Consider the following 22,803-nt stretch of genomic DNA (forward strand, 5'->3'; position numbering starts at 1 on the left):
CATCGTCCCCTGCCTCCGCATCGCCGACCCGGACCAGCAGGGGACGAGGGCCGCCGTGGCGCGGCAGGCAAAAAAAGGGCCCGCAGGGTTGGTCCCGCGGGCCCAGGTGTTCACACAGTCAGGTGTGAATTCATCGACAAACCAATCCGTTCAGTGCTCCGCCACCACCGTGTCGATCGCCTTGGCATCGAGGGCGTAGACATCGCCCACGGCCTCGCTGTAGGCCCACAGCGCCGCGATCAGCGCGACCGAGACCAGCATCGCGATCAGGCCGTATTCGATCGCAGTGGCGCCGGATTCGCTGCGCAGGAACCGCGCTGGTCCGAATGAGCTGTGTTGAAAATTCCGCATGGCCGCCCCCGTTCGCTGTGTTCTTGTCAACGAACTATTAAGCTTACCCAAATCTTGCGCAAGTCCTTTGATCTAGTCTCGAGTTTGTTTCGTTTGTATTTTGAGAGACCTTTTAGGCATTTTGCCGGCGAATTCGTAACAAATGCTGAAAGCTCGGGCGAAGCGTCGCCGCGGGCGCAACGGCGCCGCAGCCCTCTCTCGCAGCCCGCCGCCCCGTCGCCGCTCGGCGGTTGCCGCCGCGAGACGACCGGAGCTAGTCGGGCAGCCGCCGCCGTGCCGGATCGGGATCGCTGGTCACCAGCAGGACGAGCCAGCCCAGGCCCGTCGCCAGCATGAACACCATCAGGGCCGGCACGACGATGCCGACGGCGGCGAGGCCCTCGCCGAAATACGCGGCCAGCGGCGCGGCGAATGCGACATAGGCGGCGATGGCGGCGCTGGCCGCCACCCAGGCGACGAACAGGCGCCGCCGCCACTTGCCGCGCAGGGTCCGGTTCGATGGGGTCGTCATGGCGTCGAGGCCTCCGTTGCGGTTGCGGGAGGCGAGCCGCCGCCGAACGCCGCAATCGGGGCGCACGCGACGGCGCGCCTCCGTACAACGTCAGACCGGTCGCATTGTTCCGATCGGCCGCGCGGCCGCTCCGCGCTCAGGACGGGCCGCGCGGCTCCAGCGCCTCGTAGGCGGCATGGGCGATCGCGATCAGCCGCTCGCGCGGCAGATCGCCGACCATGGCGAAGCCGAAGTCGCCGTCGGTCCAGTAGAGCGCGCTGGAATCGTCGAAGGCGCGCACCTGCACCTCGGTCGCCTGCGAATCGGCGAAGGCGGCGACATAGAGGGTCAGCCGGTGGCCCTCGTCGTCCTGGTACATGAACTGGGCCGCGACCCGGTCGTCCTGCGGCAGCAGCCGGCCGCCCAGCAGCGAGAAGCCGAACTGGGCCAGCGGCGGCGCGACGATGTCGCCGCCCAGCCGGTTCGACAGCCAGCGGAACAGGTGGTCCTCGCTCGCCGCCACCTCGACCGGGTGGCGCTGTTCGGCGACGTAGATCACGTGGGCGCGGTGCGCATCGGCGGTGAAGCGCGCGGTCGGGTCGGCCGGGTCGCTGCCGGCGCTGCCGCGCAGCAGCCAGCCGCCGCCCAGCCCGACCGCCAGCAGCACGATGCCGGCGGCCACGCGCTGCGGCCACGTCGATGGCCGGCGCACCGCCAGGCCGACCAGGGCCGGCGGCACCGGCGCATCGGCCACCGGTCCGAACGCCGCCTGCAGGCTGGCGTTCAGCCGCCGGCCGAAGGCGATTTCGTCGGCGGCGGCGTCGCCGGCCGGCGGCGCGGCCGCGGGGTCGGCGATCGCGGCCTCGATCGCGCGGGCGCGTGCCAGCTCGGCCTCGCCCATCGCCTCGGCTCCGTCCAGCGGTCGCGGGCTCATCGCGCCACCCCGCCGGCCCGGCGCGGCACCGCTTCCAGCCTGTCGCGCAGCGCCGCGCGCCCGCGCGACAGGCGCGACACCACGGTGCCCTCGGGGACGCCCAGGATCGCGGCCGCCTCGCCGCAGGTGAAGCCCTCCAGCCCGACCAGCAGCACCGCGCTGCGCTGCTCGACCGGCAGGCCCGCCAGCGCCGTGCGCAGCTCCGGCGCGCTGAACGGCGGCGGCTCGGCGCCGTCGGCGCGGGTCTGCTCCACCACAGCAAGGGCGGCCAGCGACGCCGAGCGGCGCGCCCCGGCCCGCCGGTCGTTGGCGTGCACGTTATGCATGATCGTGAACAGCCAGGCCCGCAGGCTTCCCCGCCGGAACAGCGTGCGCTTGCGCAGCGCCCGCTCCAGGCAGGCCTGGACCAAGTCGTCGGCATCGGCCGCGTCGCCGGTCAGCGCGCGCGCATAGCGGCGCAGGCTGGGAATGTGCTCGAGCAGGCTCGCGTCGCGCATCGCGCTCCGAAGGCCCGCGCCTGCACCGGGCAGGCGCGGGGTCTGGTGGCATGGTCCTCAGTTCAGCGTAGTCCTTCCGCTTCCATCATGAAACCCATATGCGCCTCGGCCTGGGCCAGGCCGCCCTCGCCCTGCTCCCAGCCGACGGTGCCGTCGCCGTTGGCGTCGGTCCCGTTTACCATCGCGTCGACCATGGCGCGGACCTGGATCGCGGCTGCGACCACCTGGCCGGCGGAATCGCTGCCGCGCGCGGCCTGCGCCATCGCCGCCGCCGCCTCGGCCCAGCCGACCACGTTGGCCGTGCTGGTCTGCACATGCACGGCGTGGGTCTGCACGGCATCGGAGGCACCCTCGACCTCGGCGGCGAAGCCGGCGTGCTTGCCGGCACCCGACGCCGCGGCGACGACGCCGTAGCCGCGGCCGGGGCCGTTGGCCTCCATCGACGGGTCGAGCGCGTTGACCACATGGCCGAGGTGCAGGCGCACCGCGTCCAGGTCGGTCGGATCCTCTAGCGCCAGGTCGGCGTGCTGCAGGGCGATCGCCGCCTCGGCCTGGGCCGCCGGCAGCAGCCCCATGCCGTCGGGTGTGTCGTTCCAGGCGGTCATCACGTGGCCGATATGGGCATGGACCATGTTCTGGTCCTGCGCCAGGGCGGTGCCCATGGAAAGTGCCAGGGCCGCCGCGGCGGTAGCCAGCATTGCATTGCGCATCGGTTCGTTCCTCTCCGGTATTCTGGTTGCCGGTCGGCCGCGCGGCGCACCGCATGGCCTTCCGTTGACGCGAACACCGGCAGACCGCCATACCATCCAACCCCACCCGCAGCCGCCCGTGTGCCGCCGATGCCTGCAACCGACAGTGCCGCCACCAGCCCCGCCACCACGGACGATCGCCTGCTCGGCGGACGCGTCAGCCTGCGTCAGCCCCGGCGGGGCTATCGCGCGGCGATCGACCCGGTGCTGCTGGCCGCGGCGGTCGACGCCCGGCGCGGCGCCACCCTGCTCGACGCCGGCCTGGGCACCGGCGCAGCCGCGCTGTGCCTGCTCGCCCGCCGGCCCGACCTGCGGGTGATCGGCATCGAGGCCGACCCGGCGGCGTGTGCGCTGGCCGAGGACAATGCGCGCGCCAACGGCGTCGCCGACCGGCTGCAGGTGCGCTGCGCCGAGCTCGACGCCGCCACCCGCGCGATGGCGGCGGCCGGCGAAGCGGTCGCGGGCGTGCTGACCAACCCGCCCTATCTGCCCGCCGGCTGGGCCGACCCGCCCGCGGTCGCCGGCCGCCGCGCCGCCCATGTCGAGGGCCTCGACCTCGCCGCATGGACCGCGGCCTGCGCCCGCACCCTGCGCCGCCGCGGCGCGCTGACCTTGATCCACCGCGCCGACCGGCTGGACGACGCCGTCGCCGCCCTGGCCGGCGCCGGTTTCGGCGAGATCGCCGTGCTGCCGCTGTGGCCGAAGCCCGGCGCGGACGCGGGCCGCGTCATCCTGCGCGCACGCCATGGCATCCGCGCCGGTGCCCGCCTGCTGTCCGGCCTGGTGCTGCACCGACCCGACGGCACCTACACCGACGAAGCCCAGGCGATCCTGCGCGATGCCGCCGCGATCGTATGGAAGGGCTCGACATCGCCGGCCGAGGCCCCATCCTAGGCAGCACGCCGGGCCGCCGCGCCCGCACCGCCCGTTCGAGGATAAGCCGGCCGCCCCGCCATGTGGAACGACGTCGTCGATCTCGCCGCCTTCTACGCCAGCCCGCCGGGCCAGGTGGCGCGGCGCATGATCCGACGCCGGGTCCGCGCGATGTGGCCCGACGTCGGCAGCCAGCGCGTGCTCGGGCTCGGCTACGCCACCCCGCTGCTGCGCCCGTTCCTCGACGAGGCCGAACGGGTGCTGGCGGTGATGCCGGCGCGCCAGGGCATGCATCCCTGGCCGCGCGGCGAGCCCAACCGGGTGACGCTGGCCGACGAGGCCCAGCTGCCACTGCCCGACCGCAGCGTCGACCGGCTGCTGCTGGTCCACGCCCTGGAGTGCACCGAGCAGCTGCGGCCGATGATGCGCGAGCTGTGGCGCGTGCTCGACGACGCCGGCCGGCTGCTGATCGTCACGCCGAACCGGCGTGGCATCTGGGCGCGGCTGGAGCGCACGCCGTTCGGCCATGGCCGGCCCTATACCGTCGGCCAGCTCAACCGCGTGCTGGCCGAGACCCTGTTCAGCCCGACCCGCACGGAACGCGCGCTGTTCCTGCCGCCGACCCGCTCGCGCATGCTGCTGCGTGCCGCGCCGGCGTGGGAGAAGGTCGGCCTGCGCTGGTTCCCGCAGTTCTGCGGCGTGCTGCTGATGGAGGCGCGCAAGGACGCCTATGCGCCGACCGTCGCCGGCGAGAAGGCGCGCGCGCGCAGCTTCGCCCTGTCGCCGCAGGCCATGGCCATGCCGATGCGACGCGGGTCTTGCCTGCGCCGCAACGACGTGGAATGAGGCCCTGGCGAATGGCGCACCGACACGACAAGGGGACCAGCCGATGACCGGACGCATTGCCATCAACCTGTGCGGGCTGCTGGCCGGCGCGGCACTCGCGGGCGCCGCCGCGGCCCAGGACGGCAGCGGCGACGACGACGCCTACGCGCGGGCCGTGTGGGACCGCTTCGCCCACGATTGCCGAGCGGTCGTCGACGCGGTCGAGCCGATCGTCTATACCGCCGGCCTGTACGACGAGGGCGGCGCCGGCCGGTCCGAGGACGGCCTGATCGGCTCGGCCAGCGGCTCGATCCAGGCGCTGATGGACGGCGGCGAGCACGCGATCCTGCTCGCCTCGGTCAACGGCTTCCGCGAGGGCCGCGTGGTCCAGTGCGTGCTGCAGATCGTCCGGTCGACACGCCGGCTCGGCGCGATCGCGGACATCGCGCGCGAAGAGGCCGCGGCCATCCTCGGCGCCCCGGTGGCGGAGGCGGGCGGCCCCGTCAGCGAGATCGGCCCCCTGGGCCTGCTGGGCCCCGACGGCGACGGCGAGACGCCGCAGATGCTGCGCTTCGCCACCGAAGGCTTCCCGCCGCGCGCGGTGATCAGCATCCAGCTGCTGCCGCAGATCGCCTTCCTGGTCCTCAACGTCGCCCAGCCCAACGACGCCGAATGAACGCGCCGCGACCTGCGCGCCGTGCGGTCGCCTTCGCGCCGGTGCCGGACGGCTGGTCGGCGCGGCCGCCCGCCCGGGCACCGCTTGCCGGCCGGCACGTGCGGCTGGAACCGCTCGACCCCGCCGCGCATGGCGACGCGCTGTTCGCGGCCGGCCAGGCGCCGGGCGCGGACGCCACCTGGGACTACATGGGCGCGGGGCCGTTTGCCGCGCGCGGCCCGTTCGACGCCTTCCTGGCCACCTATCCGCCGCTCGACGATCCGCTGATGCTGGCCGTCGTCGACCGCGCGACCGGGCAGGCGGCCGGCATGGCGGCCTTCATGGACATCAGGCCGGCGCAGGGCGGCATCGAGATCGGCCACATCTGGCTGTCGCCGGCGCTGCAGCGCACCCGCGCCGCCACCGAGGCGCTGTTCCTGATGATGGCCCACGCGATGGAGGATCTCGGCTATCTGCGGCTGCAGTGGAAGTGCAACGCGCTGAACGCGCCGTCGCGCCGCGCCGCCCTGCGGCTTGGCTTCCGCTACGAAGGCACGCTCCATGCCCACATGCTGGTGAAGGGCCGGGTGCGCGACACCGCCTTTTTCTCGATCCTGGCCGAGGAGTGGCCCGACATTGCGGCGCGCATCCGCGCCTGGCTCGACGACGCCAATTTCGACGCCGCGGGCCGCCAGATCCAGGCGCTCAGCCGGCTGATGGACGCGCCGGCAGGCTGACCCAGTCCGGGATCGCCGGCGCCAGCGTCGCCGCGCCGGCGGTCAGCGCGCCGCCGTCCTCCAGCGCCTCCAGCCGCAGCCGGGCCAGCGCCATGCCGGCGGCGCCGGAATGCACCGTGCCCACCTCGCGGCCGGCCTGTGTGACCGGCGTCTCCGGCGCCGGCATCGGCCCGTCGACGGCGACCGGCAGCAGCCGCTTGCGCACCAGCCCGCGATAGCGCGTGCGCGCGGTCAGCTCCTGGCCGAGATAGCAGCCCTTGTCCCAGTCGAGCCCGTGCAGCTCGTCGAAGCCGTTCTCCAGCAGGATCGCCTTCTCCGGCGGCAGGTCGCGGCTGCCGTCGGGCACGCCGAGGCCGATACGCAGCCGGTCCCAGGCCGCGGTCGGCGCCTCGGCGAGGCCGAGGCCGCGCAGCCACGCCGCGCCGTCGGGGTCGAGCAGCGCGCGCAGGCCCAGCGCCGGCAGCCGCGGATCGCCGTAGACGACGCCGCCCGGCACCGCCCGCGCCGCGCCGGGCGCGAGGTCCAGCCCCGTCGCTTCGGCCAGGTCCGGCCCGAACAGCACGGCCACCTGCGCCTCCGCCTCCGCCACGGTCGCCTGCGAGCGCAGCCGGTAGACCTTCAGCCGCCGCACCAGGTCGGCACGCCGCGCCCGCTCGCAGTCCAGCAGCAGCGCGTCGCCGGCGGCGACCACCATGAACTCGTGCAGGAACTTGCCCTGCGCGGTCAGGAAGGCGGTCCAGATCGCCCGGTCCGGCGCGACCCGCGCGACGTCGTTGGAGACCAGGCCCTGCAGGAACGGCACCGCGTCGGCGCCGGTCACCGCGACGGCGCCGCGCCAGTCCAGCATCGCGTATGAGGGTCGGTCCATGCCATCCTTTCCGCCGGCCGCCGGGCCGTGCGTACAAATTGACTCCGTGCCGCCGCTTGGCAAGGCCGAGGGCGCCCCGTATAAGCCAGACGCCATGCACATCATCATCGTCGACGACGCCCACACCTATACCGGCACCCAGGCCGTCGCCGGGCCGGCCGGTGCGATGGAGAAGGCGGTCGCCCATCTCGCGCTCGCCCTGACCGAGCGCGACCATACGGTCCAGGTGTTCACCCGCTGCAGCGATCCCGAGCCGGTCGACGCCGTCGCCTGGCGCGCGCTCGACGGCGAGCGGCCGCCGCGCGCCGACGTGCTGATCGCGTGCCGGCGGCCGTCGTCGCTGAACTTCGTCGCCGATGTGCCGCGGCGCATCCTGTGGGCCAACGCGCCCGGCTTCACCCTGCAGAACGACGTCCACCGGCCGCGCATCCTGGCCTTCGACGCGCACACGGTGCTGCAGGGCGCCTATCACGAGCAGACCTGGGACGAGCTGTTGCAGATGCCGTTCACCGTGATCTCGCCCGGGGTCGCGCCGGCGTTCCTGGAACGCAAGCCGATGGAAAGCGCGGAGGCGCCGACGGCGATCGTCACCGGCGACCCGCGCCACGGCCTCGGCTGGCTGATGCAGGCCTGGCTCGAGGGCATCCATCCGATCGCGCCGAAGGCCGAGCTGCACATCTACTCCGCCGCGCTGCATGCCTTCGCCAACGGCGCGCCGCTGGCCGACGACTTCAAGTCGATCCACCACATCGTCGCCTCGGCCAAGCACCGCAACGTCAAGGTCAAGGCGCCGCTGCCCGACCTCGAGATGGCGGCGGCGATGCGCGCCGCCCGCGTGCACCTGCATGCCGGCAGCCCGCTCGACATGATGGCAGGCACGCTGGCCGAGAGCCAGGCGGTCGGCCTGCCGGCCGTGGTCAAGCCCAGCGGCGCGGCGGTGGAGCGGGTGCGCGACAACCAGTCCGGCTTCGTCACCGACGACGAGGGCGCCTTCGCCACCGCGGTGCTGAAGCTGCTGAACAACGACAGCGAGTTCCGGCGGATGAGCGCCCAGGCCCGGCTGACCGCCGGCCGCCGCACCTGGGAGGCGGCGACCAAGGACTGGGAGGCGCTGTTCGACCGCATGCTGCCGGTCGCCAAGCCCGACGAGGCGCCGGCCGAGGCGTTGGTGGCCGCCTCGGGTGAGGGGAAGGCCGCCGAGTAGGGCCGAGTTCCGGCAGCGGCCATGCGAGGTCACCGAGGCCAGCCGCCGTCCGGCCAGTTACGTCCGGCATGGATCACCCGAAGGACCGTGATCGCGCCGTCGCTCAGCGCATAGGCAATGATGTACGGCGTCCGCAGGACACGCTTTTCGTAGGTTCCTGGCACGCGCCCGCGCCGGCCGACGGGTTGCTCGGCCGCTCAGCCCACGCCGCCGCCGCCGCGGTAGGCCCAGCCGGTCATCCGCTTCTCGACCCAGGCGAAGGCAGCGTACATGCCGACGCCCATCACCGCGACCACGATCAGGCCGGCGAACACCAGCGGCACGTTGAAGTTGGACGAGGCGGTCTGCATCATGTTGCCGATGCCCTGGTTGCCGGCCATGGTCTCGGCGATGATGGTGCCGACGAAGGCCAGCGTCACCGCCACCTTCAGCGAGGCGAAGAAATAGGGCATCGCCCGCGGCAGCCCGACCTTGAGCAGGATGTCGATCGGGCGCGCGCCCAGCGAGCGCAGCACGTCGCGCAGCTCCGGCTCCAGCGTCGCCAGCCCGGTCGCGACGTTGACGACGATCGGGAAGAACGAGATCAGGAAGGCGGTCAGCACGCCCGGCACGATGCCGAAGCCGAACCAGACCACCAGCACCGGCACGATCGCCACCTTGGGGATCGAGTTGAAGCCGATCAGCATCGGATAGAGCGCGGCATAGGTCAGCGCCGAGGCGCCGGTGACCACGCCGAGGAAGATGCCGAACACCACCGCCACCGCGAAACCGGCCAGCGTGACCCACAGCGTCGGCCAGGCGAAGTGCACGATCACGGCGCGCGAGTTCCACAGCTCGGCCAGGCTGGCGCTCGGCGTCGGCAGCACGAACTCCTTCACCGCGAACGCCCGGCAGGCCACCTCCCACACCACCAGCAGCAGCGCGGTTGCCGCCCACGGCGCGATCCTCTGGGCCAGCTTCGGGTTCATGCCGCCCGCACCTCGCTGATCTGGTCGCGCAGGTGGTGGACGATGTCGACGAAGTCGGGCGCGAAGGTGTCGTCCAGCGTGCGCGGCCGCGCCAGCGCGATGTCGCGCCGGCTGACGATGCGGCCGGGCCGCTTGCTGACGACATAGACCGTGTCGGCGAGATAGACCGCCTCGCGCAGGTCGTGGGTGACCAGCACCACGGTGAACCGCTTGCGCGCGTGCAGGTCCTGCAGCACCGCCCACAGCTCCTCGCGGGTGAAGGCGTCCAGCGCGGCGAACGGCTCGTCGAGCAGCAGCAGATCCGGGTCGTGGATCAGCGAGCGGCACAGCGAGGCGCGCTGCTGCATGCCGCCGGACAGCTGGTATGGCGCGTGCCGCTCGAACTCCGACAGGCCGACGATCGACAGCAGCTCGCGGGCGGCGGCCACGTGCTGCGCCTTGCGGGCGCGGAAGGTGCGCCGGTGCGCGTCGCTCACTTCCAGCGGCAGCAGCACGTTGTCCAGCGTGTTGCGCCAGGGCAGCAGCGTGGCGTTCTGGAACGCCATGCCGACGCCGTGCTGCGGGCCGGTGATCGGCTTGCCGTCGAGCCGGGCGCTGCCGGCGCTGACCGGGTACAGGCCGCTGACCACCTTCAGCAGCGAGGACTTGCCGCAGCCCGACGGCCCGACCAGCGCGACGAAATCGCCGCGCTCGACCGCCAGGCTGCAATCCTGCAGTGCAAGGGTGCCGCCATCGCCGCCGTCGCCGCCGTAGGACAGCGCGACACTGTCGACTTCGAGAAAGGCCATCGGCGGATACCGCGCGCCGGTGCGGAAGCGGCCGCCCCGGACCGGCGCGCGGCCCCGGTCCTACTGGCCGATCATCCGCAGCTCCGCTTCCGGCAGGAAGGCGTCGGTCCAGATCTGGTCGACGGTCGGCTTGTCGGTGAAGCCATAGGCGATGGCGAGCTGGTCGATGGCGCTGGCCATGCGCTCGGGCACGATGGTGCCCATGCCGTGCTCCATCACGAACGGCGTCATCACGTTCTTGTCGAGCGCCAGGTGCAGCCGCTCCAGTTCTAGCGCCGGGTCGACCAGCGGGTCGCGCGCCACCACCGAGTCCATCGCGGCGGCCGGGTCCGCGATCACGTCCTGCCAGCCGCGGGCCAGCGCGCGCAGGAAGGCGGCGATCGCGTCCGGATGCTCGGCGATGAAATCGCCCGAGGCGATCACCGCATTGCCGTAGAAGTCCATGCCGTAGTCGGCATAGAGGAAATAGCGCACGTCCTCCTCGGCCACGCCCTTGGCGCGCAGGTCGAGCATCGAGGAGAAGAAGTGGCCGGAGATCATGTCGACCTCGCCGGTCGCCAGCATGGTCTCGCGCAGCGGCACGTCCATGTTGATCCGCTCGACCTTGCTCTCGTCGATGCCGGTCTCGGCCGCGAAGGCAGGGAACAGCTGGTAGGAGGCGTCGAACACCGGCGCGCCCAGCGAGCGGCCCTCCATGTCCGCCGGCGTCTCGATGCCGCTGGTCTTCAGGGTGAACACGCTGAACGGCGGCGCGTCGTACAGCATGTAGACGGCCTTGATGTCCTGGTCGGGGTTCTCGACCACGAAATTGACCACCGCGTTGATGTCGGCCATGCCCATTTGATAGGCACCGCTGGCCACGCGGGTCACCGCGCCTGCCGAGCCGTTGCCGGCGTCGATGGTGACGTCGAGGCCCTCTTCCTCGAAATAGCCCTTGTCGGCGGCGACGAGATAGGCCGCCGTCGGCCCCTGGTAGCGCCAGTCGAGCGTGAAGTTGATGTCGACCTGGGCCCGCGCCGAGCCGGTGCCTGCCGCGGTCACCACGGCCACCGCCGCGCCAAGATGCCAGAGCCCGAGATTCATGGCTGTCGTCCTCCCTGCTGATGCGTTCGCGGTTGGGTCAGCAAGGGCCGTGCCATCGCATGCAGGCCCCGCCGCGGTCCGCGGTCGCGGTTTGGCTGCACCAAACCATGCCGGGGGGCGACTGTCAGGGGAAAATTGACGGCCGCGCGACAGTTCGCGCACACGCCGGCGAAGGCGGCCGCGGACGGCGGCGCCACGGGGGGACGCGCGCCGCCGCCCGCGGGCGGCGGGTCAGGCTGCGCTGTGGCCGGCGACCCGCACGAACGTCGCCGCATAGTGCGGCTCGCCGTCCAGCAGCGGGCTCGGCTTGCCGGGTCCGTCGACCAGGAAGACGTTCTGGCGCACGATCGGCCCGGCGAGGCGATAGCCGCGCCGCCCCATCTCGCGGCGATGATATTCCATCGCCGCCGGCCCGAACTCGCGGGCGAAGACGGTGATGCGGTCGGGCGAAGCCGGATCGGCGTTCGCGTCGGCTGCGGTGCTCATGGTCTCGGTCCCTTTCACGTCCGGCCGGGCCGGCGACGCCGCCTTGGCGCGCCGGGTCCGGCCAACGCAGTTGCGCTCAGAACTGGGCGGCCTCGGTGCTCTCGGCCATCGCCGTGGTGGCGCTGCGGCCGCCGGCGACGGCCTGGGACACCAGGTCGAAATAGCCGGTGCCGACCTCGCGCTGGTGGCGGGTGGCGGTGTAGCCGTCGGCCTCGGCCGCGAACTCTGCCGCCTGCAGCTCGGCATAGGCCGCCATCTGCCGCTCGGCATAGCCGCGGGCGAGCTGGAATGTGGCGTAGTTCAGCGAGTGGAAGCCGGCCAGCGTGATGAACTGGTACTTGTAGCCCATCGCGCCGATCGCGCGCTGGAAGCGGGCGATGTCGTCCGCGCCCAGGTGCTTCTTCCAGTTGAAGCTGGGCGAGCAGTTGTAGGCCAGCATCTTGCCGGGGAAGCGCTCGTGCACCCGCTCGGCGAAGATCCGCGCCTGCTCCAGGTTCGGCTTCGACGTCTCCATCCAGATCAGGTCGGCATAGGGCGCGAAGGCGAAGGCGCGCGCCACGCAATAGTCCATCCGTCCGTCCGGGTTGATCGGGTGGAAGCCCTCGTCGGTGCGGGTGGCGCGGTCGATGAAGGGATGGTCGCGCGCGTCGACGTCGCTGGTGATCAGCTTGGCGCTTTCCGCGTCGATCCGCGCGATCAGCACCGTCGGCACCTGCATCACGTCCGCCGCCAGCCGGGCCGCGTTCAACGTGCGGACGAAGCTCTTGATCGGCACCAGAACCTTGCCGCCGAGGTGGCCGCACTTCTTCTCCGAGGCGAGCTGGTCCTCGAAATGCACGCCGGCGGCGCCGGCCTCGATCATCGCCTTCATCAGCTCGAACGCGTTCAGCGGCCCGCCGAAACCGGCCTCGGCGTCGGCGACGATCGGCACGAACCAGTCGCGCCGTGCCCCGCCCTCGCTGTGCTCGATCTGGTCGGCGCGCTGCAGCGCGCGGTTGATCCGCCGGATCACCTGCGGCACCGAGTTGGCCGGATACAGGCTCTGGTCGGGGTACATGTTGCCGGATTCGTTGGCGTCCGCCGCCACCTGCCAGCCGGACAGGTAGATCGACTCCAGCCCGGCGCGGGCCATCTGCACCGCCTGGCAACCGGTGGTGGCGCCCAACGCGTTGACATAGGGCCGGGTGCGCAGGGTGCGCCACAGCCGGGCGGCGCCGCGCTCGGCCAGGGTGTGGCGGATGCGGAGCGAGCCGCGCAGCCGCTCGACCTCCTCGGGCGCGTAGTCGCGGCGGATGCCGGCGAAGCGGTCGGCATCCGCCGCGCCGGTCTCGCTGTCGGGCATGGTGTCGAGCGGTGCCATGACGATCTCCTTTCGCGTGGCTGTAGATCCTGTCAATCGACAACGGATCCGATGCCGCGCACCATGCACAGCGGGGAAGCGGCCCTGCAATCCAGATTTCCGCGGTTTTCCGCGAATTACGGCCACACTGTCGATCGGTCGTACACACTTAAATCGATATTGTAATATTGTCGTTTCTTGACATACTGCGGCATGGCGAAGAAAGCGATGCTGGGCCACAAGCTGCGCCGGCTGCGGCGCGACCGGGGCCTGACCCAAGCGGCGCTGGCCGAGCGGCTGGGCATCTCCGCCAGCTACCTGAACCTGATCGAGCGCAACCAGCGGCCGGTGACCATCGACCTGCTGCTGAAGATCGGGCGGCTGTTCGACCTCGACCTGCAGAGCTTCGCCGAAGACGATGCGGCGCGTCTGTCGGCGGCGCTGGGCGAGGTGTTCGGCGACCCGCTGTTCGAGGGCGAGGACATCCGCCGCCAGGACCTGATCGACTTCGCCGAGGCCTCGCCGGCCGCCGCGCAGGCGGTGGTCAACCTGTACCGCGCCTATCGCGACGCCGCGACCGCGCGGCCGGTCGAGGACCCGGCCGGCACCCTCGCACCGGCGGGCGCCGCGCTGGCGCTCGAGCGCGTGCGCGACGCGCTGCAGGCCGCCGGCAACCACTTCCCGGCGCTGGAGGAGGCGGCGGAGGCGCTGTCGGCCGATGCCGGGCTGGGCAGTCGCGTCGCGCTGCCCGCGCTCGCAGCCCATCTCGACCAGCACTACGGCACCCGGGTGCGGATCATGCCGGCCGAGGTGATGGCGGGCGTGCTGCGCCGCTACGACACCCACGGACGCCGCATCCTGCTCAACGAGATGCTGCCGCCGCCGGCGCGGCTGTTCCAGCTGCTGGCCCAGTTCGCCCTGGTGCATCACCGCGCGCTGATCGTGCGCCTGCTGGCAGATGCCCGGCTGGACGGCGAGGCGGCCGATCTCGGCGGGCTGGCGCTGGCGCACTATTTCGCCGGCGCGGCGATGATGCCCTACGACGCGGTCTACCGGGCGGCCACCGCCGCGCGCTACGATATCGACGTGGTCGCCGCGCGCTTCGACGTCGGTTTCGAGCAGGCCTGCCACCGGCTGACCACGCTGGGCCGGCCGGGCGCGCGCGGCGTGCCGTTCTTCCTGGTCAAGGTCGACCGCGCCGGCAACGTGGCGAAGCGGCTGTCGGCCGGCGGCATGCAGTTGCCCAGCTTCGGCGGCGCCTGCCCGCGCTGGGTGCTGCACGACGCCTTCCGCACCCCCGGCCGCACCCGGGTGCAGCTGGCGGAGATGCCCGACGGCGCGCGCTTCCTTGCCGTCGCCCGCACGGTCGAAGGGCCGGGCCTGGGCCACGGCGAGCCGCCGCGGCTGCATGCGCTGATGCTGGGCTGCGATGCCGCCCACGCCGCGCAGACCGTCTATGCCGACGGCCTGGCGCTGGCCGTCGATGCGGCGGCGACCCCGATCGGCCCGCACTGCCGCGCCTGCGACCGCCTCGACTGCGCCGACCGCGCCCATCCGCCCGCCGGCCACCGCCTGGCGGTCGACCTCAACCAGCGCGGGGCGCTGCCGTTCGGCTACGAGCCGGCGCCGGCTACACGTTGAAGCGGAACAGCATCACGTCGCCGTCGTGGACGACATATTCCTTGCCCTCCTGGCGCATCTTGCCGGCTTCCTTCGCCGCCGCCTCGCCGCCGGTGGCGATGTAGTCCTCGAAGGCGATGGTCTCGGCGCAGATGAAGCCGCGCTCGAAGTCGCCGTGGATGGTGCCGGCGGCGGCCGGCGCCTTGGCGCCGACCGGCACGGTCCAGGCGCGCGCCTCCTTCGGGCCGGCGGTGAAGAAGGTGATCAGGCCGAGCAGGCCATAGCCGGCGCGGATGAAGCGGTTGAGGCCCGGCTCGGCCAGCCCGAGCTCGGCGAGGAACAGGGCCTTGTCGTCGGCGTCGAGCATGGCCAGCTCGGACTCGATCTTGGCCGAGATCACCACCGCCTCGGCGCCCTTCCGGGCGGCCATCGCCTCGACCGCGGCGCTGAACGCGTTGCCGCCTGCCGCCGAGGCCTCGTCGACGTTGCAGACATAGAGCACGGGCTTGCCGGTCAGCAGCTGCAGCCGCCGGAAGGTGACCCTGTCCTCCGCCGACAGCCCCGCCAGCACGCTCAGCGCCGGCAGGCCCTCGCGCAGGGCCGCCAGCGCGGCCTGCATCACCGGCAGCTCGGCCTTGGCGTCGCGGTCGCCGCCCTTGGCCCGCTTCTCCGCGGCAACCGCCCGCTTCTCCAGGCTGTCGAGGTCGGCCAGCATCAGCTCGGTCTCGACCGTCTCGGCGTCGTCGACCGGATCGACCCGGCCCTCGACATGGGTGACGTTGTCGTCGGCGAAGCAGCGCAGCACATGGGCGATGGCGTCGACCTCGCGGATGTTGGCGAGGAACTGGTTGCCCAGGCCCTCGCCCTTGCTGGCGCCGCGGACCAGGCCGGCGATGTCGACGAACTCGATCTGGGTGTGCACGGTCTTGGCCGACCTGGCCAGCCCGGCAATGGTGTCGAGCCGCGGGTCGGGCACCGCGACCCGGCCGACATTGGGCTCGATCGTGCAGAACGGATAGTTCGCCGCCTCGGCCGCCGCGGTGGCGGTCAGCGCGTTGAACAGGGTCGACTTGCCGACGTTGGGCAGGCCGACGATGCCGCATTTGAAACCCATGAGCTGTTCCGTGTTGGGCGGCGCAGGCAGCGCCGCCGGTCAAGGGGTGGCCTCAGTCCGCCCCGCCGCGGCCGAACACCCGCGCCAGCGCCGCGCCGAGCGCGCCCTTCGGCGCCTCCGGCGCCGCGGCGGTGTCGCCGGCCAGCGGCGGCGGGCTCGAACTCGGGCCGGGCGCGCCGGCCGGCTGGGCCTTCGGGCCGGGCGGTTGCTTCGGCTCGCGCGGCGGCTGCAGCGCCACGGCGACCTTGTTCATGAAGCCGTTCGGGTCGCCGGTCACCAGCAGCGGCGCCGCCGCGGCGACCGAGTCGAGCAGGGTCTCCAGCCAGCCGCGGTCCGACTTGGCGAAGTCCTTCAGCACGTGGCCGATCACCGCGTCCTTGTGGCCGGGATGGCCGATGCCGATGCGCACGCGCCAGAAGTCGGCGCCGATGTGGTCGGTGATGTCGCGGATGCCGTTGTGGCTGCCGCGCCCGCCGCCCAGCTTGACCCGGATCTTGCCGGGCGCGAGGTCGAGCTCGTCGTAGAAGACGAACGCCGCGTTCGGGGCCAGCTTGAAGAAGCGCAGCGCCTCGCCGACGGCGCGGCCGGAATGGTTCATGTAGGTCTGCGGCTTGACCGCGATCACCTTCTCGCCGTCAAGCGCGCCCTCGGCCACCTCGGACTGGAAGCGGCGGCGCCACGGACCGAAGCCGTGCCGCTGCGCGATCGCGTCGACCGCCATGAAGCCGATATTGTGCCGGTTGCGGGCATAGTCCGCGCCCGGATTGCCCAGCCCGACGAACAGCAGCATGGCGGCTCACCCGGACGGCCGGCGCGGGTCGCGCCGGGCCGGTCAGTCCTCCTCGCCCTCTTCCTCCTCGCCCTCGCCGGCCGCGGCGGCGGTGGCGACCGTCGGCGGGGCGATGGTGGCGATGGTGAAATCGCGGTCGGTGATCACCGGCTTCATGTCGGCCGCGCCGGTCACCCGACTGAAATGGATCGATTCGCCGATCTGGGTGTCGGTCAGGTCGATCTCGATATGGTCGGGGATCGCGTCGACCGGGCAATGCAGCTCGACCTCGTGGCGGACGACGTTGAGCACGCCGCCGGCCTTCAGGCCGGGCGAGGCGCCTTCCTGCAGGAACCGCACCGGGATCGCGACCACGATGGTCATGTCGGACGACACGCGCATCAGGTCGAAGTGGATCGGCGCATCGCTGACCGGGTCGAACTGCACCGCGCGCGGCAGCACCCGCTCCTCGGCGTCGCCGACCTTGAGCTGATAGAGCTGGGCGAAGAAGCCCGGCTTGCGCAGCTCGCGCATCAGCGCGCGGCCCTCCATCGCCACCAGCGTCGGCTCGCTGCCGGCGCCGTAGACGATGCCCGGAACCAGGCCCTCGCGCCGCACCGCCCGGGCCCCGCCCTTGCCGCGGCCCTCGCGCGGCTCCACCGCCAGCGTGCTCATCTCAGCCATGCTACCATCCTCCAAACCCACGGGCGCCGCGGGCTGCCCCGCCCCGGCGCCAAAACGATCCGCTCATGTCCCGCCCGGCGCGGCGCCGGGCGCTCAGTCGAACAGGCTCGATACCGAGCGCTCCTCGCTGATCCGCCGGGTCGCCTCGGCAATCAGCGGCGCCACCGACAGCTGGCGGATATTCTCCGCCACCCGCACCGCCTCGGTCGCCTGGATGCTGTCGGTCAGCACCAGCTGCTCCAACGGCGACGCGGTGACGCGGGCAACCGCGCCACCGGACAGCACGCCGTGCGACACATAGGCGGCGACCCGTTCGGCCCCCGCCTCCATCAGCGCGACGGCGGCGTTGCACAGGGTCCCGGCCGTATCGACGATATCGTCGACCAGAATGCAGATCCGGCCCTCGACCTCGCCGATGATGTTCATCACCTCCGAGACGCCGGCCCGTTCGCGGCGCTTATCGATGATCGCAAGGTCCACGTCAAGCCGCCGCGCGATTCCGCGCGCCCGGACCACGCCGCCGACGTCGGGCGACACGATCATCAGGTTGTCGGTGCCGAAACGCTCCTTGATGTCCTTGGCGAAAAGCGGGCCGGAGAACAGGTTGTCGACCGGCCCGTTGAAGAAACCCTGAATCTGGCCGGCGTGCAGCTCCAGCGTCAGCACCCGGTCGGCGCCGGCGGTGGTGATCAGGTCGGCGACCAGCTTGGCGGAGATCGGCGTGCGCGGTCCGGTCTTCCGGTCCTGGCGGGCATAGCCGTAATAGGGCATCACCGCGGTCACCCGGCGGGCCGAGCTGCGCTTCAGCGCGTCCAGCACCACCAGCAGTTCCATCAGGTTGTCGTTGGCCGGGAACGAGGTCGACTGGACGACGAACACGTCCTCGCCGCGCATGTTGTCGTGCACCTCGACGAAGATCTCCATGTCGGAGAACCGCCGGATGCTGGCGCGGGTGATGGGGATGTTCAGCGCGGCCGAGACCGCCTCGGCCAGCGGCCGGTTCGAGTTGCCAGCAATAATCTTCATCGCCGCACTGTCCGCCGACGCGAGGTTGCGAGAGGGTGATCGGACCGAGAGGCGCCGAAGGGCCGGCCGCCCCGAAAAAGCGGGCGGAACCTATCATCCCGTCATGGGACTGTAAACGCCGGAGAGGCCGTTGCGCCGGCCGGGCGGACGCGCCGTCGCCGGGGCCCGCTCCGATGACGAAACGAGCCGCCGCGACACGCGCGCGCGTCTAGCCCCAGCGCGCCATCACGTGGCGGGCGACGGTGTAGTCCTCCAGCCCGTACATCGACATGTCCTTGCCGTAGCCCGACATCTTCATGCCGCCGTGCGGCATCTCGTTGACCAGGGTGAAGTGGCAGTTGATCCAGGTGCAGCCATATTGCAGCCGCGCGGCCGCGTGCATCGCCTTGGTCACGTCGCGGGTCCACACCGAGGAGGCCAGCCCGTAGTCGCTGTCGTTGGCCCAGGCCACCGCCTGGGCGGGATCGTCGAACCGGGTGACCGAGACCACCGGGCCGAACACCTCGCGGCGCACGATCTCGTCCTCCTGGCGCGCGCCCGCCACCAGCGTCGGCTTGTAGAAGAAGCCGGCGCCGCCGCCGCTCTCGCCGCCGATGGTGATCTCGGTATGGCCGAGGCCGCGCGCGCGCTCGACGAAGCTCGCCACCCGCTCGCGCTGGCGCAGGCTGATCAGCGGCCCGAAGAAGGTGTCGGCGCCGGCCGGGTCGCCGTATTTCAGCGCGCCGAGCGCGCCGGTCAGGTCGGCGACCAGCCGGTCGTGGACCTTGGCGCCGGCGTAGACCCGGCAGGCCGCGGTGCAGTCCTGGCCGGCGTTGTAGAAGGCGCCGGCCGACACGCCCTCGACCACCGCGTCGATGTCGGCGTCGTCGAACACGATCACCGGCGCCTTGCCGCCCAGCTCCAGGTGGGTGCGCTTCAGCGTGCGGGCGGCCGCCTGCAGCACCTTCTGGCCGGTGGCGATGTCGCCGGTCAGCGACACCATGCGCACGCCGGGATGGCTGGTCAGCGCGGCGCCGACGGTCTCGCCGCGTCCGGCGACGACGTTGATCACCCCGGCGGGGAAGATGTCGTTCAGCACCTCGGCCAGCTTCAGCGCGGTCAGCGGCGTCTGTTCCGACGGCTTCAGCACCACCGCGTTGCCGGCCGCCAGCGCCGGGGCGATCTTCCACGCCAGCATCATCAGCGGGTAGTTCCACGGCGCGATCGAGCCGACCACGCCGACCGGGTCGCGGCGCAGCATGCTGGTGTGGCCGGCCATGTATTCGCCGGCGGCGCTGCCGGGCAGGCAGCGGGCGGCGCCGGCGAAGAAGCGGAACGTGTCGACGATCGCCGGCATCTCATCCTCGGCCATCCGGGCCCGCGGCTTGCCGCAGTTCAGCGATTCCAGCGCGGCGAAGGCGTCGGCGTCCTTCTCGATGGCGTCGGCCAGCGCCAGCAGCCGGGCGCCGCGGGCAGCCGGCGTGGTCTGCGACCAGGCGTCGAATGCCGCGCCGGCCGCGCGCACCGCGGCGTCGACCTGCTCGGCGCTCGCCTCCGGCACGCCGACGATCCGCGCGCCGGTCGCCGGGTTGACGATCTCCTCCACCGGACCGTCGCCGGCGACGAGCGCGCCGCCGATCAGCAGCTTGGTCCGCATTTCAGCCTCCTACTTGCCGGAGCCGGACACGTCGTGGGTGCCGCGGGTCAGGTAATACGCGATCAGGATGGGGAAGAAGGTGACCAGGATGACGAAGCAGGCGACCACGTTGGTCACCGGCCGCTGCCGCGGCCGGATCAGCTCGCTCAGCATCCAGATCGGCAGCGTCTGCTGCTGGCCGCTGGTGAAGGTGGTGACGATGACCTCGTCGAACGACAGCGCGAACGCCAGCATGCCGCCGGCCAGCAGCGCGGTCGCGATGTTCGGCAGCACCACGTAGCGGAAGGTCTGCAGCATGTCGGCGCCGAGGTCCATCGAGGCCTCGAACAGCGAGGGCGAGCTGCGCCTGAGCCGGGCGACGACGTTGTTGTAGACCACGACGATGCAGAAGGTGGCGTGGCCGGCGACGATGGTCAGCACCGAGAAGTCGATGCCGACCATGCCGTAGGTGGAGCGCAGCGCGATGCCGGTGATGACGCCGGGCAGCGCGATCGGCAGGATCACCAGCAGCGACAGCGCGTTCTGGCCGAAGCCGCGCCAGCGCATCAGCGCCGCCGAGAACAGGGTGCCGAGCACCAGCGCGATCGCGGTCGACAGCGCGGCGATGCGCAGGCTGAGGCCGATGGCGGCCCAGATGTCGTCGCGCGACCAGGCCACCGCGAACCAGTCCAGCGTCAGCCCCGGCGGCGGGAACTGGTAGCTGCGGTCCTCGGTGGAGAAGGCGTAGAGAAAGATCGAAGCCAGCGGCAGGTGCAGGAACAGCAGCCCGCCCACCGCGGCCAGCTTCAGCCACGGCGACGGCCGGCCGATGCGCTGCGCCCCCGCGCTCACGGGCGCGTCCCTGCCCAACCGCGCATCGTCCCCGACCATGTGCCGGGGACCGCCATGGACACGTGCGCCGTTTCCGGGAGATCTCCGGGGCAAGGCTGGGGATGACGGGCCGGCGGACGGGCGGGAACGGCGGCGGCGTCACAGCGCATCGAACGCCCCCAGCTTGCGGGCGACGGTGAGATAGACGGCCATGATCGCGATCGGCACCACCGCGAAGGCGGCGGCCAGCGGGATGTTGCCGGCGGTGCCCTGCAGCGACAGCACCACCTGGCCGATGAACGGCCGCGAGCTGCCGATGATGCCGGGGATGATATAGTCGCCCAGCGTCAGCGAGAAGGTGAAGATCGAGCCGGCGACCACGCCGGGCAGCGCCAGCGGCAGGATCACCGTGCGGAAGGTCTGGCGCGGCCGGGCGCCCAGATCGGCCGAGGCCTCGACCAGGTGCCGCGGCACCCGCTCCAGCGCCGCCTGCACCGGCAGGATCATGAACGGCAGCCAGATGTAGGTGAACACCAGCCAGGTGCCGATGTAGCTGGTCGACAGGGTGGCGCCGCCGATCACCGGGATCGACAGCACGCCGTCCAGCGCCCAGGTCAGCGACAGCTGGTCGGCGAGCCAGGGCACGATGCCCTCGCGCGCCAGGATCAGCTTCCAGGCGTAGACCCGGACCAGGTAGCTGGACCACAGCGGCAGCATCACCGCCAGGTAGAACACCGCCTTGGCCCTCGGCGAGGCGTAGCGCGCGGCGTAGTAGGCGACCGGAAAGGCGATGGCGGCGCAGGCGACCGTGACCGCCGCGGCCATCGCGGCGGTGCGCAGCACCACGTCCATGTTGGCGGCGGTGAACAGCTCGCCATAGGTGGCGAGGGTCGGCTCGTAGACCGTCTGGCCGGTGAAGCCGTCGATGGAAAAGAAGCTGTGCGCCAGCAGGGTGAACAGCGAGCCGAGATAGATGACGCCCAGCCACAGCAGCGGCGGAGTCGCCAGCAGCACCAGCAGCAGCACCGGGTGGGCGAACAGCAGCCGCGAGATCTGCCGCGACGGCCCGTCGGCCGGCAGCCGCGGCGCGGCGACGTCGGCGGCCGCGCTCATGCCGCGCCCGGCGGCGCGTCGCCGGCATCGCCCTCCAGCCGGGCGACATGCTCCGGCCGCGCCGCCACCGTGCAGGGTACGCCGACGGCCAGCACCGCATCGACATCGCCGGTAACGCGCACCGCCTCGCCGCCGTCCAGCCGCACCACCGTGCGCAGGCTGGCGCCATGGTAGGTGTGGGATTCGACCTGGCCGGCCATCGCCAGCAGGCCGTCCGCCGCGGCGCCGGCCGGCAGCAGGCGCAGCCGCTCCGGCCGCACCGCGAAGGCCACCGGCTCGCCGAGCAGCCGCGCGCCGGCCTCCGCGCCGAACACGTTGGCGGCGCCGACGAAGCCGGCGACGAAGGCCGTGCGCGGCGCATCGTAGATTTCGCGCGGGCTGCCGATCTGCTCGATCCGGCCCTCGTTGAACACGGCGATGCGGTCGGACATCGCCAGCGCCTCGCCCTGGTCGTGTGTGACGTAGATGAAGGTGATGCCGACCTGCTGCTGCAGCGCCTTCAGCTCCTCCTGCATCTGTTCGCGCAGCTTGAGGTCGAGGGCGCCCAGCGGCTCGTCGAGCAGCAGCACGGAGGGCTTGTTGATCAGCGCGCGGGCCAGCGCCACCCGCTGGCGCTGGCCGCCGGACAGCTGCGCCGGCCGGCGCTGCGCCATCGCCGCGAGCGAGACCATCTCCAGCATGCGCAGCGCCTCGGCCCGGCGGACGTGCCACGGCACGCCGCGGATCATCGGGCCGTAGGCGACGTTCTGCAGCACCGACATGTGCGGGAACAGCGCATAGTCCTGGAACACCGTATTGACGTCGCGGTCGAACGGCGGCACCCGCGCCATGTCGCGGCCGTGCAGGGTGATCCGGCCGGCCGTCGGCTGGTCGAAGCCGGCGATCAGCCTGAGGCAGGTGGTCTTGCCCGAGCCGCTGGGGCCGAGCATGGAGAAGAACTCGCCGTCGGCGATCTCGAAGTCGACGCCGTCGACCGCGGCGACCGCGCCGAAGCGCCGCTCCACTCCCTCGAAGCGGATCGCGATCGAGGGCGGCGCGTCCGCCGCCGGCACTTCGCTTTCCTGCGCCACGGTCAGGTGCGCCGCAGGGGCGGCAAGCGCCCTTCGACAGGCTCAGGATGATGCGGCGTCATCTTGCGCGGCCCACGGGATCCCAGCCGGCAAAGCCCACAGCTCTTCATCATC

Annotated in this window: 25 protein-coding genes; 6 read left to right on the top strand and 19 right to left on the bottom strand. The window is 72.1% G+C overall.

Annotation, left to right across the window (positions count from 1 at the left end; all coding sequences use genetic code 11):
• Positions 1–150: 150 nt before the first annotated feature.
• The 5 genes from R3F55_08870 to R3F55_08890 all read right to left on the bottom strand — a co-directional run bounded on the left by R3F55_08870 (position 151) and on the right by R3F55_08890 (position 2,982).
• Positions 151–351, bottom strand: a complete 201-nt coding sequence (locus R3F55_08870; GenBank protein MEZ5667526.1) for a Flp family type IVb pilin — start codon at positions 349–351, stop codon at positions 151–153.
• Between the two features lie 253 nt (positions 352–604).
• Positions 605–862: a hypothetical protein gene (locus R3F55_08875; protein MEZ5667527.1), complete on the bottom strand. Its 258-nt coding sequence runs from the start codon at positions 860–862 to the stop codon at positions 605–607.
• Between the two features lie 136 nt (positions 863–998).
• Positions 999–1,775 (bottom strand): anti-sigma factor, encoded by a 777-nt coding sequence (locus R3F55_08880; protein MEZ5667528.1) that lies wholly within the window; start codon positions 1,773–1,775, stop codon positions 999–1,001.
• On the bottom strand, positions 1,772–2,272 hold the full coding sequence (locus tag R3F55_08885) for a sigma-70 family RNA polymerase sigma factor (protein ID MEZ5667529.1): 501 nt from the start codon (positions 2,270–2,272) through the stop codon (positions 1,772–1,774). The genes R3F55_08880 and R3F55_08885 overlap by 4 nt, the downstream gene beginning before the upstream one ends.
• A 62-nt stretch (positions 2,273–2,334) precedes the next feature.
• Positions 2,335–2,982: a hypothetical protein gene (locus R3F55_08890; GenBank protein MEZ5667530.1), complete on the bottom strand. Its 648-nt coding sequence runs from the start codon at positions 2,980–2,982 to the stop codon at positions 2,335–2,337.
• A 129-nt stretch (positions 2,983–3,111) separates the two neighbouring features.
• On the opposite strand from R3F55_08890, the gene R3F55_08895 reads away from it, so the two are divergent.
• Genes R3F55_08895 through R3F55_08910 form a run of 4 tightly spaced genes read left to right on the top strand, consistent with a single transcriptional unit; the run spans position 3,112 to position 6,111 of the window.
• The gene (locus R3F55_08895) at positions 3,112–3,915 is read left to right on the top strand and encodes a methyltransferase (GenBank protein MEZ5667531.1); all 804 of its coding nucleotides are present in this window, start codon (positions 3,112–3,114) and stop codon (positions 3,913–3,915) included.
• 60 nt (positions 3,916–3,975) lie between these two features.
• Entirely contained in the window at positions 3,976–4,740 is a 765-nt protein-coding gene (locus tag R3F55_08900) for a methyltransferase domain-containing protein (GenBank protein MEZ5667532.1), read from the top strand.
• 43 nt (positions 4,741–4,783) lie between these two features.
• Positions 4,784–5,395, top strand: a complete 612-nt coding sequence (locus R3F55_08905; GenBank protein ID MEZ5667533.1) for a hypothetical protein — start codon at positions 4,784–4,786, stop codon at positions 5,393–5,395.
• Positions 5,392–6,111, top strand: coding sequence for a GNAT family protein (locus R3F55_08910; GenBank protein MEZ5667534.1), 720 nt, complete (start codon positions 5,392–5,394; stop codon positions 6,109–6,111). The genes R3F55_08905 and R3F55_08910 overlap by 4 nt, the downstream gene beginning before the upstream one ends.
• On the opposite strand, the gene R3F55_08915 is transcribed toward R3F55_08910, so the two are convergent.
• A complete protein-coding gene (locus R3F55_08915) occupies positions 6,080–6,979 on the bottom strand; it encodes a folate-binding protein (GenBank protein MEZ5667535.1) in 900 nt (299 codons plus the stop codon). The genes R3F55_08910 and R3F55_08915 overlap by 32 nt on opposite strands.
• 94 nt (positions 6,980–7,073) lie before the next feature.
• Between R3F55_08915 and R3F55_08920 the strand changes: the two genes are divergently transcribed.
• Entirely contained in the window at positions 7,074–8,183 is a 1,110-nt protein-coding gene (locus R3F55_08920) for a glycosyltransferase (protein ID MEZ5667536.1), read from the top strand.
• A 197-nt stretch (positions 8,184–8,380) separates the two neighbouring features.
• Here R3F55_08920 and R3F55_08925 read toward each other — a convergent pair whose 3' ends face one another.
• The 5 genes from R3F55_08925 to aceA form a co-directional block, all read right to left on the bottom strand.
• On the bottom strand, positions 8,381–9,151 hold the full coding sequence (locus tag R3F55_08925) for an ABC transporter permease (GenBank protein MEZ5667537.1): 771 nt from the start codon (positions 9,149–9,151) through the stop codon (positions 8,381–8,383).
• The gene (locus R3F55_08930; protein MEZ5667538.1) at positions 9,148–9,939 is read right to left on the bottom strand and encodes an ABC transporter ATP-binding protein; all 792 of its coding nucleotides are present in this window, start codon (positions 9,937–9,939) and stop codon (positions 9,148–9,150) included. Before R3F55_08930 ends, R3F55_08925 begins: the two co-directional genes overlap by 4 nt.
• A 60-nt stretch (positions 9,940–9,999) precedes the next feature.
• Entirely contained in the window at positions 10,000–11,022 is a 1,023-nt protein-coding gene (locus R3F55_08935) for an ABC transporter substrate-binding protein (protein MEZ5667539.1), read from the bottom strand.
• A gap of 231 nt (positions 11,023–11,253) precedes the next feature.
• Positions 11,254–11,508, bottom strand: a complete 255-nt coding sequence (locus tag R3F55_08940; GenBank protein ID MEZ5667540.1) for an AMP nucleosidase — start codon at positions 11,506–11,508, stop codon at positions 11,254–11,256.
• Positions 11,509–11,584: 76 nt separating this feature from the next.
• On the bottom strand, positions 11,585–12,868 hold the full coding sequence (gene aceA, locus R3F55_08945; protein ID MEZ5667541.1) for an isocitrate lyase: 1,284 nt from the start codon (positions 12,866–12,868) through the stop codon (positions 11,585–11,587).
• A 192-nt stretch (positions 12,869–13,060) separates the two neighbouring features.
• On the opposite strand from aceA, the gene R3F55_08950 reads away from it, so the two are divergent.
• On the top strand, positions 13,061–14,488 hold the full coding sequence (locus tag R3F55_08950) for a short-chain fatty acyl-CoA regulator family protein (protein ID MEZ5667542.1): 1,428 nt from the start codon (positions 13,061–13,063) through the stop codon (positions 14,486–14,488).
• Here the strand turns inward: R3F55_08950 and ychF are convergent.
• The 8 genes from ychF to R3F55_08990 all read right to left on the bottom strand — a co-directional run bounded on the left by ychF (position 14,478) and on the right by R3F55_08990 (position 22,671).
• On the bottom strand, positions 14,478–15,581 hold the full coding sequence (gene ychF, locus R3F55_08955) for a redox-regulated ATPase YchF (protein ID MEZ5667543.1): 1,104 nt from the start codon (positions 15,579–15,581) through the stop codon (positions 14,478–14,480). The two genes, R3F55_08950 and ychF, sit on opposite strands and share 11 nt — an antisense overlap.
• 52 nt (positions 15,582–15,633) lie before the next feature.
• Positions 15,634–16,371, bottom strand: coding sequence for an aminoacyl-tRNA hydrolase (pth, locus tag R3F55_08960; GenBank protein ID MEZ5667544.1), 738 nt, complete (start codon positions 16,369–16,371; stop codon positions 15,634–15,636).
• 42 nt (positions 16,372–16,413) lie between these two features.
• Complete coding sequence (locus tag R3F55_08965) at positions 16,414–17,034, bottom strand: 50S ribosomal protein L25/general stress protein Ctc (GenBank protein MEZ5667545.1); 621 nt, start codon at positions 17,032–17,034, stop codon at positions 16,414–16,416.
• Between the two features lie 93 nt (positions 17,035–17,127).
• A complete protein-coding gene (locus tag R3F55_08970; protein MEZ5667546.1) occupies positions 17,128–18,060 on the bottom strand; it encodes a ribose-phosphate pyrophosphokinase in 933 nt (310 codons plus the stop codon).
• 208 nt (positions 18,061–18,268) lie between these two features.
• On the bottom strand, positions 18,269–19,696 hold the full coding sequence (locus R3F55_08975; GenBank protein MEZ5667547.1) for a gamma-aminobutyraldehyde dehydrogenase: 1,428 nt from the start codon (positions 19,694–19,696) through the stop codon (positions 18,269–18,271).
• A 9-nt stretch (positions 19,697–19,705) separates the two neighbouring features.
• Complete coding sequence (locus R3F55_08980; GenBank protein MEZ5667548.1) at positions 19,706–20,527, bottom strand: ABC transporter permease; 822 nt, start codon at positions 20,525–20,527, stop codon at positions 19,706–19,708.
• 138 nt (positions 20,528–20,665) lie between these two features.
• On the bottom strand, positions 20,666–21,619 hold the full coding sequence (locus R3F55_08985; GenBank protein MEZ5667549.1) for an ABC transporter permease: 954 nt from the start codon (positions 21,617–21,619) through the stop codon (positions 20,666–20,668).
• Positions 21,616–22,671 carry an ABC transporter ATP-binding protein gene (locus R3F55_08990; GenBank protein MEZ5667550.1) on the bottom strand — a complete coding sequence of 352 codons (1,056 nt, stop codon included), beginning with the start codon at positions 22,669–22,671 and terminating at the stop codon, positions 21,616–21,618. Before R3F55_08990 ends, R3F55_08985 begins: the two co-directional genes overlap by 4 nt.
• Positions 22,672–22,803 lie beyond the last annotated feature (132 nt).

The sequence above is a fragment of the Alphaproteobacteria bacterium genome (assembly GCA_041396705.1).
Lineage (GTDB): Bacteria > Pseudomonadota > Alphaproteobacteria > CALKHQ01 > CALKHQ01 > CALKHQ01.